Origin of the sequence: Pelagicoccus sp. SDUM812003 (genome assembly GCF_031127815.1) — a bacterium.
In the GTDB taxonomy this organism is placed as follows: Bacteria; Verrucomicrobiota; Verrucomicrobiia; order Opitutales; family Opitutaceae; genus Pelagicoccus.
Window position 1 is genome coordinate 24,585 of the sequence record NZ_JARXHY010000013.1, and the last position, 15,548, is coordinate 40,132.

Annotated in this window: 12 protein-coding genes; 7 read left to right on the forward strand and 5 right to left on the reverse strand. The window is 58.8% G+C overall.

The window, feature by feature from the left end:
- The first annotated feature begins 26 nt into the window (after positions 1–26).
- From QEH54_RS16535 to QEH54_RS16555, 5 genes are read left to right on the forward strand one after another with little or no spacing between them, the layout of a single operon-like run.
- Positions 27–1,511, forward strand: a complete 1,485-nt coding sequence (locus QEH54_RS16535; RefSeq protein WP_309019817.1) for an aldehyde dehydrogenase — start codon at positions 27–29, stop codon at positions 1,509–1,511.
- Positions 1,512–1,532: 21 nt separating this feature from the next.
- Positions 1,533–1,814, forward strand: a complete 282-nt coding sequence (locus QEH54_RS16540; RefSeq protein ID WP_309019818.1) for a EutN/CcmL family microcompartment protein — start codon at positions 1,533–1,535, stop codon at positions 1,812–1,814.
- A 2-nt stretch (positions 1,815–1,816) separates the two neighbouring features.
- Entirely contained in the window at positions 1,817–2,113 is a 297-nt protein-coding gene (locus QEH54_RS16545) for a EutN/CcmL family microcompartment protein (RefSeq protein WP_309019819.1), read from the forward strand.
- Positions 2,114–2,123: 10 nt separating this feature from the next.
- Positions 2,124–3,206, forward strand: coding sequence for a class II aldolase/adducin family protein (locus QEH54_RS16550; protein WP_309019820.1), 1,083 nt, complete (start codon positions 2,124–2,126; stop codon positions 3,204–3,206).
- A gap of 4 nt (positions 3,207–3,210) precedes the next feature.
- Positions 3,211–4,134 (forward strand): lactate/malate dehydrogenase family protein, encoded by a 924-nt coding sequence (locus tag QEH54_RS16555; protein WP_309019821.1) that lies wholly within the window; start codon positions 3,211–3,213, stop codon positions 4,132–4,134.
- A gap of 157 nt (positions 4,135–4,291) precedes the next feature.
- On the opposite strand, the gene QEH54_RS16560 is transcribed toward QEH54_RS16555, so the two are convergent.
- Entirely contained in the window at positions 4,292–5,044 is a 753-nt protein-coding gene (locus QEH54_RS16560) for a DeoR/GlpR family DNA-binding transcription regulator (protein WP_309019822.1), read from the reverse strand.
- 50 nt (positions 5,045–5,094) lie between these two features.
- Positions 5,095–6,513 carry a sodium:solute symporter family protein gene (locus QEH54_RS16565; RefSeq protein ID WP_309019823.1) on the reverse strand — a complete coding sequence of 473 codons (1,419 nt, stop codon included), beginning with the start codon at positions 6,511–6,513 and terminating at the stop codon, positions 5,095–5,097.
- A 252-nt stretch (positions 6,514–6,765) separates the two neighbouring features.
- On the opposite strand from QEH54_RS16565, the gene QEH54_RS16570 reads away from it, so the two are divergent.
- Both QEH54_RS16570 and QEH54_RS16575 read left to right on the forward strand, forming a co-directional pair.
- Positions 6,766–7,878, forward strand: coding sequence for an efflux RND transporter periplasmic adaptor subunit (locus QEH54_RS16570; protein ID WP_309019824.1), 1,113 nt, complete (start codon positions 6,766–6,768; stop codon positions 7,876–7,878).
- A gap of 47 nt (positions 7,879–7,925) precedes the next feature.
- On the forward strand, positions 7,926–11,033 hold the full coding sequence (locus QEH54_RS16575; protein ID WP_309019825.1) for an efflux RND transporter permease subunit: 3,108 nt from the start codon (positions 7,926–7,928) through the stop codon (positions 11,031–11,033).
- Positions 11,034–11,097: 64 nt separating this feature from the next.
- Here the strand turns inward: QEH54_RS16575 and QEH54_RS16580 are convergent, their stop codons facing one another.
- The 3 genes from QEH54_RS16580 to QEH54_RS16590 all read right to left on the reverse strand — a co-directional run bounded on the left by QEH54_RS16580 (position 11,098) and on the right by QEH54_RS16590 (position 15,527).
- The gene (locus tag QEH54_RS16580) at positions 11,098–11,994 is read right to left on the reverse strand and encodes a carbohydrate kinase (protein ID WP_309019826.1); all 897 of its coding nucleotides are present in this window, start codon (positions 11,992–11,994) and stop codon (positions 11,098–11,100) included.
- The gene (locus QEH54_RS16585; protein WP_309019827.1) at positions 11,991–14,081 is read right to left on the reverse strand and encodes an HAD-IIB family hydrolase; all 2,091 of its coding nucleotides are present in this window, start codon (positions 14,079–14,081) and stop codon (positions 11,991–11,993) included. The genes QEH54_RS16580 and QEH54_RS16585 overlap by 4 nt, the downstream gene beginning before the upstream one ends.
- 102 nt (positions 14,082–14,183) lie before the next feature.
- Positions 14,184–15,527, reverse strand: a complete 1,344-nt coding sequence (locus tag QEH54_RS16590; protein ID WP_309019828.1) for a glycosyltransferase — start codon at positions 15,525–15,527, stop codon at positions 14,184–14,186.
- Positions 15,528–15,548: the final 21 nt, after the last annotated feature.

Sequence of the window (15,548 nt, forward strand, 5' to 3'; positions counted from 1 at the left end):
GTCGTGGGAATCGACGTGTGATCGTAATGAAAACTCTCTTAGACGAAGAATCGATTAGGCAGGTAGTCGAGCAGGTGATACGCGCTCTGCCGAAAAACGGAACGCCCCCGGCACCTGCAATTCAGAGCTCCAGCGCTGGCAGCTCCTGCGGTTGTGGCGGCGCCTGTTCGAGCCGTTCCAACGCCCTGGGCGTTTTTGAAGACGCTGACGAAGCCTGCGCCGCGGCTCACGATGCCTATCTCCAATTGAAGGAGAAAGGGGTCGAAGCCCGTTCCAAGGTTGTGGAGATCGTAAAGACCCTCTGCACCAAGAATGCCAAAGAGTGGGGGATCTACGAGTTCGAGGAGACCAAGATCGGTCGTCTCGAGCACAAGATCGAAAAGCTGGAAATCGTGAAGCTTGTCCCGGGTGTGGAATGGCTTCGCCCGGACGCTCGCAGCGGCGACCATGGAATCACCATGGAAGAGTACACCCCGTTCGGGGTGGTGGGAGCGATCACTCCAGTGACGCACTCCGTCCCAACGCTCAGCGGCAATATCATCAATATCGTAGCGGCTGGCAATTCGGTGGTATTCAATCCCCACCCAGGCGGAGCGAAGTCCGCCGCTAAGGCTATCCGCGTTTACAATGAAGCCATCGAGCGCGAGACCGGGATCAAAAACTTGGTGTGCTGCGTCGAAAAGCCATCGCTGGAATCCTTCAACTCGATCTGCCAGAACGAGCACGTTCGTTTGATGGCGATCACGGGTGGGCCGGCGGTCGTCGAAGCAGCCATGAAGTCCGGCAAGCGTTCAATTTGCGCTGGTCCCGGCAACCCGCCAGTGCTGGTAGACGTCAGCGCTAACATTGCCAAGGCTGCTCAGGATATTATCGCGGGAGGAGCGTATGACAATAACCTCCTCTGTATCGGCGAAAAGCAGGTCTTTGTAGTCGAAAGTGTATTCGATCGATTCATACGCGAATTCGAAAAAGCGGGCGCGGCACGCATGAACGATGCCCAGCTTGAGCGCCTGACGGGCGAAGTGTTCACTTACAAGCAAGATGGCGGCGGCTGCTCACATCCTGTGCTGAACCGTGAGCTCGTCGGCATGGACGCGGCTAAGATCGCTCAACGTGCGGGATTGTCAGTCGCGGCGAATACACCGATGATTTACGCTATCACCGATGCGGAAAACCCGTTCGTAGTGGAAGAGCAGATGATGCCAGTGATGCCGATCGTGAAAGTTCGCGACGTGCACGAAGGCGTCCGCCTCGCCAAACTGTCCGAGCACAATTACAAGCACTCGGCCATGATTCACTCGCACGATGTGAATAGCATGACTGAGATGGCGCGAGCTCTGGACTGCACGGTTTTCGTGAAAAACGGTCCAAGCGTCGCTGGTCTCGGCCTGGGAGGCGAGGGCTACTTGAGCTATTCGATCGCCACCACCACAGGCGAGGGCATCACGACTCCCTCGACCTTCACGCGAAAGCGTCGCTGTGTGATGGTGGATAATCTGCGTATTTACTAAAACGATACGCTTGTTGACGACATGAACCTCGCCCGAGTAGATGGAAATGTGACCACCACGGTGTGTCATCGCAGTTTGCAAGGCTGGCGTTTGCTTATTTGCCAGCCAGTGGACGGCGATGGCGTCGCATCGGGAGATCCTATTCTGGCTGTTGATACGCTCGGCGCGGGGTTCGGACAAATCGTCATGTTGACCAGTGATGGCTTAAACACCCGCAAAGTGGTGGGCGACGATCATTCGCCGCTTCGCTACACAGTGTTGGCTATCGTGGACGACAAGGAGGAAGCGGAGCGAGCGTCATGAGAATGGGGCAAGTGATCGGCCGAGTGACGCTTTGCGCTCAGGATGCAGCCTATAAAGGCGGCCGCTTTCTGATGGTTCAGCCGCTTAATAGAGAACAACTCGCTAAGACGGCCGGGCTGCTGCCGCTCGCGAAAGCAAGCAGCCTCGTGGTTTATGACAATTTAGGAGCAGGGAGAGGGGATGTGATCGCCTTTTCCGAAGGGGCTGAGGCAACGGCTCCCTTTGAGAATCCGATACCGATCGATGCCTACTGCTGCGCATTGATAGACCGGATACACTACAAGCCGAACGATATTTAGAGAATTTAAAATGAAAAAGTTAATCACAGCGAAGGAAGCCGAAGCGCTTCTGAAGTCGGGACAAGCGCTGCCATCCGGCGCCTTGCTCACGCCCTCGGCGAGAGATGTGATCGCCGGGTTCAATCGTGGCGGATCCAAGTCGGTCGTAAGCGCTCAATCAAGCGTAGCCGATGATGCGGCGCCGATTGTTCCGGATTACGAATACAAGTGGACGCCCGGTTCTGATCCCAAGACGCCGGCCGAGATCAAGGCGTTTTTCTATTCGCCCGAGATTGAAGCGATCAAGGTTCGCATGTGCGAAATGGGCGATCGGATGTGGAAGCGTGAATACACCGATGGCAACGGAGGCAACCTCACCGTTCGGGTAGGCGACAATCTTTGTCTCTGCACTCCGACTCTGATTTCAAAGGGCTTCATGAAGCCCGAGCACATGTGCTTGGTCGACCTCGATGGCAAGCAGCTGGCGGGCAAGTACAAGCGTACCAGCGAAGCCATGACGCACCTCGCTATCATGAAGCGGGTGCCGGAGGCCAAGGCCTGCTGCCACGCCCACCCGCCACACGCCACAGCGTATGCGGTGGCCAAGGTGCAGCCTCCGACATGTTTGATTCCGGAGGCGGAAGTGTTCCTCGGTCAGATCGGCATGGCGGAATACCAGACTCCCGGCACGCCTGAAAACGCCACGGTCGTGGGCGAAGCAGCGAAGAAGGGGCATATGTCGGTCTTGATGCTGAACCATGGGGTGATCACTTGGGGCAAGGACATCGAAGACGCGTATTGGAAAATGGAGAACACCGAGTCGTATTGTAAGACGATTTGGGTGGCATCGCAGCTCGGCAACGAACTGACTCCCATCTCCGGCAAGCAGGCGAAGGAACTTATCGCTTTGCGCAAGTCGCTCGGCATGAGCGATCCGCGTGCTGATTGGCAGGAGTGTGAACTCTGTCAGAATGATGGATTCCGCCCAGGCATGGCATGCCGCTCGACCACCGAAGAGACGCCGACCGCTCCGCAAGGAGGCGGCGTGGACGACGATGCGGAGCGCTTGATTCATCGCATCACCAATGAAATCCTAAAACAGATTGGAGCGTAGGCAGATGAAAGTAACCATTATCGGAGGAGGCGGTCGCGTAGGATCGAACGCGGCATTCGCGCTGCAGTGCGCGGGAATCGTATCGGAAATCCAGATACTTGATGCGAATCAGGACCTCGCGGAAGGGGAGGCCCTCGATCTGCTGCACGGCAGTTCCTCCATCGCCGACCAGCGCATCTATGCTGGCGACTACCTGCGGGCGGCGGACAGCGATATCGTGGTCATCACCGCCGGGCTTCGCCGCAAGCCGGACGAATCGCGCCTCGATCTGATCAATCGCAACGTCTCGCTCTTCCGCCAGATTCTGGAGAGTCTGAAAACCTCAGGGCTGCGCTCGGACGCCTTGATCTTCGTGGTATCCAATCCGGTGGACATCCTGACCCAGATGGCAATTCAGGAACTGAGCTGGCCATGGCAGCAGGTTATCGGCTTAGGCACCATGCTGGACACGGCTCGCTTCCGTTCACTGATCGCTCAGGATCTCGGACTGGCTCCCACTCAGGTGAAGGCTCTCATCCTCGGCGAGCACGGCGATAGCATGCTTCCCATCTGGTCGAGCGCCACGGTCAATGGCATGCCCATGGCCGGACTCAAGGGCTACAACGCCAGTTTCCAAAACAAGCTTTTCGAACGCGCCAAGGGATCCGGGGCCGAGGTCATCCGCCGCAAGGGCGGAGCGGGCTGGGCTGTCGGGCAAACCATCGCGGAGGTGGTGCACACCATCGCTTTGGATAAGAAGCAGCTGCTTCCCGTTTCTTCGCTGCAGCAGGGCGCCTACGGGCTGCGCAACGTATCCATCAGCGTTCCAACGGTGGTGGGTCGCAAAGGCGTGCTAGGCCATGTTGAGCTGGAGCTTTGGCCTAAGGAAAAGCAAGGCCTCGTGGCCTCTGCGCGAGCGCTTCAGAACACGTTCGCCAAGGTCAGCTAAGTCGCCGGAGTCATTTTTACGCTTAGGTTCTGGGTAGTTAAGGGCCGTTTCACTGTGGGTGGGACGGCCCTTTTTGCTCGGGCGGGTTGGCGGAGGGACAGCCTTGTAGGTCGCCGAATTGGGGCCACATGCTTTGATGGCGCTGGCCGGGGAACCTCTATTCGGAGATGATTTGCAGGTCGCTCTGGCCGCTGTCGCCAGTGAAGAGTTCCTTCGCCTCTGTAATGATACCGCTGATACGGGCGCAGGGGCAGAAGTAGTAGGCGGAACGGCGTCTCCATTTGCTGGAGTCGGCCAGCAGAAATGCTTGATCGGCGTGCTCCAGCACAGCCTGCTTGAGAAGGGCCTGCGATTCGTCCTGCTCGCTGGCTCCTTTTTCCGGGTCGATGCCGTCGCAGGAGAAGAACATCTTCGTGATGTGGTAGCGGGCGGTGCATTCGGCCACTTGCGGTCCGACGTAGGAACGCGATTCGCGGTCGAAGTTGCCTCCGGTACCGACCACTGAAATGGATTTGCGCTCCGCGAGCGCGGCGATGACGTCGTGAGCGTTGGTGATGATCTTCAGGTCGATGTCGGGCAAGGCCATGGCGAATTGCAGGGCGGTGGAGCTGGCGTCGATGAAGATGATTTCCCGGGGGCGCACCAAGTCGGTGGCGATGGTCGCGATGACGCGTTTCGCTTCCACGTTGCGGATCGAGCGCTGATCCGCGCTGAGGGTGCGGCGCGGATGGTCCAGGGCGATAGCGCCTCCATGGGTGCGCTGAATGATGCCTGCTTCGTGCAAGGCTTCGAAGTCGCGACGTATTGTTTCTTCGGTTACGCTAAACTTCTTAGCCAACTCGGTGGTGCGAGCGGAACCAGCCGCCTGAATGAAGGCGCCTATCTGGGATTGTCTTTCACTGGCAAGCATTTCCCCTAAGTCAATGAAAGCCAAGGGGAAGGTCAATCGCGTAAACCTTCTTAAGACAAACGGACGTGGCAGGGCTCCTTCTCTTTCAGTACGGATTTCCTGACGCTTCGATGGGCGATGAGGTAGGCGGCCGAGCTGGCCAGCAAGCCAGCGAACACGGCTGGAATATGGGAGGAATAACCGGAAAAGACGATGGAGCTGCTGATGGAGAATCCTGAGATTATGGATACGATGGCGGGAAACGGTTTTGGCTTTTCGAGATAAAGGGAGGCGATGACAACGGGAGCGACCGAGGGAGTGTAAACGGACCAGATGAAGATGATCGCTTGGAGTATGGAATCGACGAGAAAGGAGACCGATACCGAGAGGACGCCCAGAGCGAGGGTGGATAGCACCGCTATTCTCAATTGCTGACGCTCGGTGAGCTTTGGTCGCATGCAGCGAGCGATGTCGTTGGCCAGCAGCACGGAAGCCCCGTTCAACATGCTGTCCTGCGTGGATAGAATCACGCCGAGCATGGCCACGATGAAAAGGGCGTAGAGGATGCTGCCGAAGTAGGTTTGTCCGAGCGCGAGAATGATCTGATCGTTGATGGGCAGGGCGGGCGCCACGGATTGGCCAATGGTACCGAGCAGGTACATGACACTCATCCAAACGATGACGAAAAAGCCGTTTCGACGCATCGAACGTTTGGATACGGAAGGACTTCGGGCCGATAGAATACGGTTTACGTTGGTCGGATCGAAGCCGGATCCAAGAAACCAGAACACGAAAAGACTGAAGAAGGCGATCGTGGAGTGGGAGTCGAAGGCGGATTGAGTGGACTGAAGCGAGCTTTGCTTCCAGGCGGTCCAGGAGAATTCTGGCGAGGCGACCATGCAAACCAGAAGCATGGGCACGAGCAGAGCGAATCCGCATAGCTGCACTGCGTCGGTCTGCATGGTGGCACGAATCCCGCCGCGACAGGAGTAGGCGGTCACAAGTCCGGTGCCGAGTAGGATTCCCCAGATCCGAGGCAAGCCGAAAGCGTGGTTGAGCAGCTCCCCGCTGGCTTTGCTCATGACGATGGAAATGGCGGCTGTGAGTGAAAAGCCGATACATGCGATAAGCAGCCGTACCGTCTTGCTGTTGTGCGATTTAGGGCCGGCGGTCACCTCGCCAAGCGATCGAGCCCCGGCGAATTTGCTCCGCATCGGTTGGGCGACGTATTGGGAGATGAGCAGGAGGTTGGTCCCGGCTAGGATGGCGCAAGGAAGATAGAGCCAGCCAACTTGGTAGCCGGCGCGGGTGAGCCCCATGGTCATGGCGGGACCCACGAAGGTGGCGGCGAGGCCTGCGAAGGTGAGCCAAGGGCCCATGCTACGTCCAGCTGTAGCGAACTCGTCGAATGAGACGCGACGACGTGTGACGGCCATGAAAGCGAGGTACAGGATGGCGGCGATAGCGATGGCGATTTGAGTGGCGGTCATAGGAGGCGTTTCGCTCGCGGAGCGTGGAAGTAGGTCAGACGCCGGAGTGCGGAGCGGATAGCGCGCCAACCGATTTAGCGACGATAATCGCTGGGATTAGGAGAAGAGAGTGGAGGCTGGCGAAACTTTTTAGTTTCAAGTTCGCATGGGCGAGTCTAGGGAGGTGTCCTTTTCTTTGAACGCAGGAGATCGCCTTATTCGTTTTCGGTTGGATCTCCGACCACCTGAGCCTTTTTATCCCTCACTCTTCCTATGAAACTCAAAGTCTTCCTTTCTTTTCTCGGTTTGGCAGCGATCGTCGCGGTGATCGTTCTGATCAAAGGCAAGCAGTTCTCGGGCATGGCCCCGGCGGCCTTTCCGCCCACTGCGGTGTCGACGCACGCCGCCGAGCTGCAGGAATGGGAGGAGAGCGTGCGGGTGGTCGGATCCTTGAGGGCGGATCAAGGCGTAGTGGTTTCGACCGAGATTTCCGGGTTGGTCAGCAAAATCGCCTTCGAATCGGGAGCGATCGTGGAGGCGGGGGATCTCCTGGTGGAGCTTGACTCGTCCGTCGAGCAAGCCCAGCTCCGGGCAGCGGAGGCTTCGGCGGAATTGGCTAACATCAGCTACAAGCGGGCCGAAGAGTTGCGCCGCAAGGAAACCATCTCGCAGTCGGAGTACGATTCCGCCCGGGCCAGCGCCCTGCAGGCGGAAGCTCAGGTGGACAACATCAAAGCGGCCATCGCCAAGAAGTCGATCCGCGCTCCGTTCACCGGCCGTCTCGGAATTCGGCAGGTCGATCTAGGCGAGGTCATCGCTCCGGGCAACCCGATCGTGACCCTTCAGTCGCTCGATCCGATCCACGTGGATTTTTCCTTGCCGCAGCAGCAGCTGAGCAAGGCGGAGATCGGCTACACCGTCCGGGTCAAGGCGGACGCCTGGCCAGAGCGCGAGTTCGAGGGAAAGATCACGGCTATCAGCCCGCAGATCGACCCCGCGACACGCTCCTTGACGGTGCAGGCCACGCTGGAGAACGCTAGCGATCTCCTGCGACCGGGCATGTTCGCCGAAGTCGAGGTGGTGCGACCGGAAACCCGGTCGGTAGTGGTCATCCCCGTCACCGCGGTCTTCTACCAGTCCTTTGGCGACACCGTTTTCGTGGCGGTGGAATCCAAGCAGGAAGGGCAGTCCGGCCTGATCGCCGAGCAGCGATTCGTTCGCCTTGGCGAGACGCGAGGAGACTACGTGGCGGTGCTTGGCGGCTTGGAGGCGGGCGAACCTGTCGTATCCATGGGAGCCTTCAAACTGAGCAACGGCCGTCCCATCATGGTCGATAACACGGATCATCCCGAGCTGTCGTTGACGCCGAGCGTGAGCGACAGCTGAGTATCCGAATTTAGGGTACGAAGTACGAAACACCGAGATATTTTAGGATGAAATCTAGTTTCACCGACATTTTCATACGTCGTCCGGTTTTGGCCATCGTGGTCAATCTCGTTATTCTCATCGCGGGTGGGCAGGCGATCTACAACGCGTTTAGCGGCTCGGGCGACTTCACGGTGCGCCAGTATCCGCGAAGCGAAAACGCGTCCGTGACCGTGACGACCGTCTACATAGGAGCCAACGCGGAATTGGTGCGCGGTTTTATCACAAGTCCGTTGGAGCGCGCTATCGCATCGGCGGATGGTATCGACTATTTGGAGTCATCGAGCACGCAAAGCATGTCGACCATCACCGCGCGCTTGAAACTCAACTACGATCCGACCAAAGCCCTAGCGGAGATCTCCTCCAAAGTCGATCAGGTACGGGCCGATCTGCCTCCGGAGTCGGAAGTGCCGATCATCAACATCGCCACCGCGGACTCGCAGTTCGCTCAGATGTATCTAAGATTTGGATCCGATCTTCTGGAAGCCAACGAAGTGACCGATTATCTGGTGCGCGTGGTTCAGCCCGCTCTCACTGCGGTGCCAGGCGTTCAGAAAGCGGACATTCTTGGAGGGCGCACCTATGCGATGCGCATCTGGCTCAAGCCCGATCGCATGGCGGCCTTGGACGTGAGCCCCTCGAACATCCGTCAGGCCCTGGCCCGAAACAACTACCTCTCGGCTCTTGGCCAGACCAAAGGCAGCTACATTCAGGTGAACCTCACCGCCAATACCAACCTGACCACGGTAGATGATTTCAAAGCGCTTCCCATCAAGGAGGACGGGGCTTCCATCGTGCGGCTGGAGGAAGTCGCGGACGTGGTGCTGGGGGCGGAGAACTACGACTCGGATGTTCGCTTTTCGGGCGAGAAGGCCGTGTTTATGGGGATTTGGGTGCTGCCCACAGCGAATTCGCTTGATGTGATCGATCGTGTGACGGCCCAGCTGGAGAAGCTGGAAACGCGATTCCCGGTGGGCTTCACGGGAGGAGTCGCGTATGATGCCACTGAATACATCGACGATGCGATCAACGAGGTGATCCGCACGCTGAGCGAAACCTTGGCGGTAGTGGTGATCGTCATCTTTCTTTTCCTAGGACGTATCCGCACCGTGCTCGTGCCGGTGATCGCGATTCCGGTGTCGCTCATCGGGGCCGTTTTTCTGATGCAGGTATTCGGCTTCAGCGTGAACTTGCTCACCCTGTTGGCTATCGTGCTGTCGGTCGGTCTGGTGGTGGATGACGCCATCGTGGTGGTGGAGAACGTAGAGCGACATCTGCGGGAAGGGAAAACCCCGGTGGATGCCGCCATCTTGAGCGCTCGAGAGCTGGTGGGGCCCATCATCGCCATGACGCTGACGCTCGCCGCGGTGTACACCCCGATCGCCGCTCGCGGCGGCTTGACGGGTTCGCTCTTCCGCGAGTTTGCCATCACTTTGGCGGGAGCGGTTCTGATCTCCGGGGTGGTCGCCCTCACGCTATCGCCCATGATGGCTTCTTTGCTTTTGACGCAGGAGGGCGAGGAGAAAGGGCTCGCAGGGGCCATCAACCGCGGCTTCGACCGCTTGCGAAACCTCTACGGGCGATTGCTGGACAGCTCTCTCGAAGCGCGACCGGCGGTCTACGTGATGTGGATCGGATTGAGCGTCCTGACCTTGCCGATGCTCTTTCTGTCAACCATGACCACTGAGCTGGCGCCTGCGGAGGACCAAGGCATCGTCTTCGGCGTGGTGCAAGGACCGTCCAACGCCACGCTAGAGCAAACCCTGCTCTACACGGACCGGATTCAGGAGACCTTTGAAAGCGTGCCCGAATACGAGCAATCCTTTCAGATAACCACTCCGGGAGGCGGCTTCGGAGGCATGATCGCCAAGCCATGGGGCGAGCGGGAGCGCACCATTTTCGAGATCCGCCAGGAGCTCTTTCCGGGGCTGAGCAGCTTGCCGGGGGTAACCATGTTTCCCATCCTTCCGGCGGCCCTTCCAGGGGCGAGCAATTTCCCGGTGGAGTTCATCATCGCATCGACCGCGGAAACGGAGGAGATCTACGAGGTGGCCAAGGAAATCGCTACTCGGGCCGGGCAAACCGGTCTGTTCGCCATGCCGCCGGAGATCGACTTGAAGATCGATCTGCCTCAGTCCGAGATCGTGCTCGATCGCGATCTGGTGACCTCGCTGGGTCTGGACATGCAGCAAGTCGGAGCGGACATGGGAGCCATGTTTGGCGGCGGCTACGTGAACCGCTTCAGCAAGCAAGGCCGCAGCTACAAGGTCATCCCTCAGATCAAGCGCATGGAGCGACTGAGTCCCGACCAGCTGGCGAACATCCATGTCACGGGCCCGCAAGGGGAGCTGGTGCCGCTTTCCACGTTTGCCACGGTGGAAAACTCCACCGAACCGCGCTCGCTGAATCGCTTCAACCAGCTCAACGCGGTCAAGATCAGCGGCATTCCCATGGTGCCCTTGGACCAGGCGCTCAAGACCTTGGAAAGCTTGGCGGACGAGGTCATGCCTACTGGGTACGTCGTGGATTACGGAGGCGAGTCGCGCCAGCTCCGCACTGCCAGCGGCGGATTCGTGCAGCTCTTTGGCATGGCCTTGCTGCTGATTTTCCTGGTGCTCGCCGCGCAGTTCAATTCCTTCCGCGATCCGCTGGTGATCCTGGCTGGATCGACGCCGCTCGCCATGTTCGGAGCCCTGATCTTCACCTCGCTTCGAGCTCCAGGGGACGGCTGGGTGCCGAACTGGACCTGGGGCTGGACCACCAGTTGGAACATCTATTCGCAGGTGGGCATGATCACCCTGATCGGTTTGGTGGCGAAGAACGCGATTCTCATCGTGGAATTCGCCAACGTGCTGCAGCGGCAGGGCAAGTCGAAGCTGGACGCCATTCGCGAGTCGGCGCGCACCCGTCTGCGGCCGATTCTGATGACCACCGCGGCGACCGTGTTCGGCCACATCATGCTGATCTTCGTAAGCGGCGCTGGGGCGGCGGCCCGAAACTCCATCGGTCTGGTTTTGGTAAACGGCATGGCCATCGGCACGCTTTTCACCCTGTTCATCGTGCCGTCGGTGTACATGCTGATCGCCAAGGACCACAAAGCGGAGCTGAAGGCCTAGGGCCCGAAAAAAAGGCTGCCACAGTGGCAGCCCCCTTGTAGATGGTTTCGCTTTCTCGCCTTTCCTAGGCCATGGCGGCTTCGGGCTCGTAGATCGGCTGGGCTCCGTGCTGCGTAGCCACGTAGGCCCCAAGGCGAACGCCGCGATCCAGGCTCGTTTCCACGTCGTTCTGATAGAGCATGCTTTGGATGATGGCGGCGGTGAAGGCATCGCCAGCCCCCACGGTATCCGCTACGTCGCCACGATCTGGCGGCGAGGCGAATATCATGCGGGTCCCATCGAAGTAGACCGCTGGATCCTTTCCTCTCGTGAGGAAGATCATCTGGGCGCCGACCAGATCCTTGAAGGTGTTGAGAGCTTGTTCCAGCGAGGTGGTGTCCGAGTTGAGCTGGCTGAGCGTGTAGAGCTCGTCCTCGTTGAGCTTGACGACCTGAGCCTTGCTGGCGATGGAAAGCACCAGGTCGCGATCGTCGTAGGGCTTGCGCAGATTGACGTCGCAGACCGTGAGGCCTTTGAAGCCCTCGAGCAGCGAGAACAAGGTAGCCCGCGTGACGCTGGAGCGAGAGGCCAGGGTGCCGAATACCAGAGCCGTGCAGTTGGCCACTTTCTCCTCCACCAGCTGCGTTAGCTCCACGAAATCCCACGCTGCCGGCTTGCGGATATCGTAGTCCGCATCGTTGTCCTGGTTGATGAAGATGTCGGCGATGCCAGTTGGATAGATGTCCGAAATTTGGATACAGGAAACGTCGACTCCAGAGTCCTTCGCTTTCTCGAGGGCTAGCTTTCCCAGTTCGTCGCTCCCGACGGCTGAGACGAGCAGGGTCGGTTGGTCGAGTCGAGCCAGGTGGTAGGCGACGTTGTAAGGGGCTCCGCCAATGAAGAGCCCGTGCGGCATGGAATCCCAGAGGATTTCGCCGAAGCAGGCGACCTGCGGTTGCTGTTTTGGGGGCGTTTGATTCATGAGGGCTTTACGATTTTGAGTTCATGGCAGGCATGGATGAATTCCGAACAAGACCAGGCTTGCACAGCCTTGCCCATGGGGATCCCCGTCTCCCCGTGGGCCCATTCATTGAATTCCCAGGCGCGCGTGACGCCTTGTTCGTTTATTCTCGCGACGTTCATCAGCTCCTTTTCGGCGAGGTCACGTATGCCAAGCTTGTTGATGAAACGGACCCATTGAGCTCCGATGAACGGCCAGATGCCGCCGTTGTGGTAGTGGTTTGGTAGGTTCAGCAAGTTTACCGTGTAGTAGTCCCGCCAGCCTGGATCGCCAGCTTGAACAGGTGGGTAAAGATTGGATACAGGGAAGGGATTGTTCACTCCGACACCCCACATGAAGCGAAACGCCTTCTGCGCTCGCTCGATATTGATGACGTCGAAGAGAAAGGCGAGGATGTTCGAGTAGACGTCGCAGCGCCAATCGAAGTCGAAAGGAGTGACCTGAGCGATCAGGTACTGGGTGTCGCCGATGGAGGATTGCTGATCGGCGAAGCTGTAGACGCCGTTTTCTCGGGCGAGGGTGGATGGCCAGAATTTCTCCAGTATCGACTTTTTGATTACGGATGCCCATCGAAGGTAGTCGCCCGCCATTTGCCATTCTCCGCTCATTTCGAGCATTCGACCGTAGCAGATGTTGGCTCGGAACCAGAGGCACTCGTCGTAGAGCACGTTGTAGCTTCGACCGAAGAGGTCGGTCCAGTCTCCCGCTTCGGGGATTTCAAGCAAGCCGTCGTTATTGGAGTCGTGGGCGCTCAGCCAGTCCATGGTGCGTTGGAGCACGGAGCGCCACTTTCGGATGAAATCGATATCCTTGTAGTGTCGGGAATACTCGAAGCAGGCGATGATGAGCCAGATGCCGCTGTCGATGGAGCAGATTCCACCGACTCCGGAGTAGTCCGCCTCCTGGGTGTCGAGGGAAACGTTGGCCGGGGTCTGGCCGGGAATGGAAATGTGCTCGAGCAGAGTCTCCAAGGTCGCTCGCTGGCAGCGTTGGATGTCGGGATCGCGCAGTCCTAGGCTGCCGATCACGGTGATGGAGCCGTCGCGAGCCCACACGCTGCGGTAGTTCGCGTCGGTGCCGGAGGTGCTGTTGTCGGTGGGGGAGCAAGCGGCGAAGCCGATGGGGGTCATGCACCGTCTCAGGCCTTCAACCGCTTGGTGGTATCCTTCGGTCAAATACTCGCGATCCTTGTCGCTCAGCGTTTGACAGTCCTCCTGCTGAAGGATCTGCCGCATGCGCGGCTGCATGCTGGTGTCGCTCGGCTTCGGCGTTTGCGCTTCTGGAACCTCGACGATTTCGGAGATCACTCCATAGTGGAGCAGTCCTTCCAGCACGCCGTCGGCGCAAACGCCTTGGGCTCGATAGACCGGGAGGCCCACGGTGGCTTCGTGGAGCTCGGGCTGGGTGTTGCCCACCACGATGCCTCGCACGCCACGCTTGTGGAACATGGCGCTGTCGTTTCCGGTGTCGCCAGCGACGAGGGTCTCGTCGCGTCGGATGCCGAGCTTCTTAAGCAGCCAGGCCAAGGCGTTACCCTTGTTGGCGTACTTCGGGATGACGTCGAGATCGCGATTCGACGAGTAGATGACGTTTACCTCGAGACCATTCGAATCGAGCGCTGTCTCGAGATCGTGGATACGATCCTGGTCGGCGTTGTTCAGGTACCAGCTCGACTTGTAGGCGTTCTGGTAGCGCATCGGCTGCTTGTCGGTGACCTCGTTTTTGCGCAGGATGCTGTCGATCGCCTTCAGGTCCCAGCCCTCCTCCAGGATGTTGCTGAAGCTTTTGAGCTTTTCGCCTTTCTTGCAATCGTACACGCAGGTGCCTACGCCGCAGATCATGAAGTCCGGCTCGAGCAGCGGCTCCTTTTCGATGAGCTGCAGCAGGTCGTCGAGCAGCCTGCCGGTATTGTAGCAAAGCAGGGGACGCTTCTCTGGGTCGAGCGACTTCCAGGTGGCGTTGAAACGAAGGAGCGCCGTGGGGTTGCCTAGCAGCGTTCCATCGATGTCGGTTGAGAGGAGGCGAATCGGTTTTTCTGAAGGAGGCATGGGTGTAGCCGTAAGGGGCTCGCCCCTCCCTTGGGGGAGAGGCGATGCCGTGTGTGAAGTTTCGTTGTGTCGTTGGTCTTGAATGCTGATCCTTGTGGGAAGCTATACGAAGCTGAGTTTCGGCGCCTTGCTGGCGTGCACGGCATTGATGAGCTGCTGGGCGATGCCGGACCAGGTGAAGAGGCTTCTGGCCTTGTGGGCGCCTTTGTCGGAGAGTCGGTCGGAAAGGTTCTTGAACTTTAGAATCTTGGCGATGCTCAGGCCGAAGTCGTGCGGGTCGAAGGAGTCGGCGTACAAGGCTTCGGATCCGTATACCAAGGTCCGGTACAGACCGCCGTTGGTGGTCACCACGGTAGGCGTGCCGCAAGCCATGGCCTCCACTGCGGTCATGCCGAACGGCTCGTAGCGACTCGGAAGACAGAAGACGTCGCTGGCGCGGTAGAAGTCTGCCATGGCGTCGTCGGGCAGGGAGGAACCGATGGTGACGCGATCCTCGATGCCGTGATCCTTCACCTTGGCGACGATCTCCTCCAGCATGGGGTCCTCGGTGGTCTCGTCGGTCTCGGTGCCCAAGGCCATGAAGAGGTAGGCGTTCGGGTTGCGTTCCGCGGCGACGGCGAAGGCGTCCACCAGTAGGTCGAAGCCCTTGTTGCGGCTGAGTCGCCCGATGGAGGTCACCACTTGCTTGCCGCTGAATCCCATGTGGTCGCGGATGACCTCTCGCGAGGCTGCGCTGACCGGGTAGAAGCGGCTGTCATCGTATCCGGGTGGAATCATGACGATCTTCTTGGACGAAATGTCGTAGTCGCTTTCGAACAGGTCGACTTGTATTGGCGTGGTGGCTACGAGGGTGTCGCACTCCCGATAGATCGCTTGTTCATTTCGAATGCGTTCGGTGAAGTTGTAGGTCTTTTCGAAGGCTGCCTTATCTTCGGGAAAGTCCTCCTCCATCTGCTTGCGCTTCCACGAGCCGATGGAGTGCGGCGTGTGCACATGAGGCGTTTCCAGATGTTGCGACAAGGATTGACCCACCAGACCGGCGTCCCAGTAGTGGCTGTTGATGAAGTCGTAGGAGATGTTCTCCTCGGCGATGATCTTCTTCGCTTTGCTGGTGTATTCGGTAAGGCTCTTGTAGAGGTATTCCTTTGGAATGAAGTCCGGACCACCGCAGGGGACGCGCCGGATCTCGACGTTTTCGGCAACCTTCTCGCGTTCGGGCTGGTCGTCGAATTGGCGGGTCCAGATGTCGACGACGTATCCGAGTTCGGCAAGCATCTTGGAGAGTTCGATAACGAAGACGACCTGCCCGCCCGTATCGGGCATGCCGAGCGGGGGCTCCGCGGCGACGTAGCCGTGGGTGGAGATCATCGCGATCCTACCGCGTTCTCGACCTTGCGTCGTGTAGCTGTCATCCTTCGAGATGATCGTTTTCGATTCTTCTAGCATTTTTCTCCTCCTTTAAGTGAA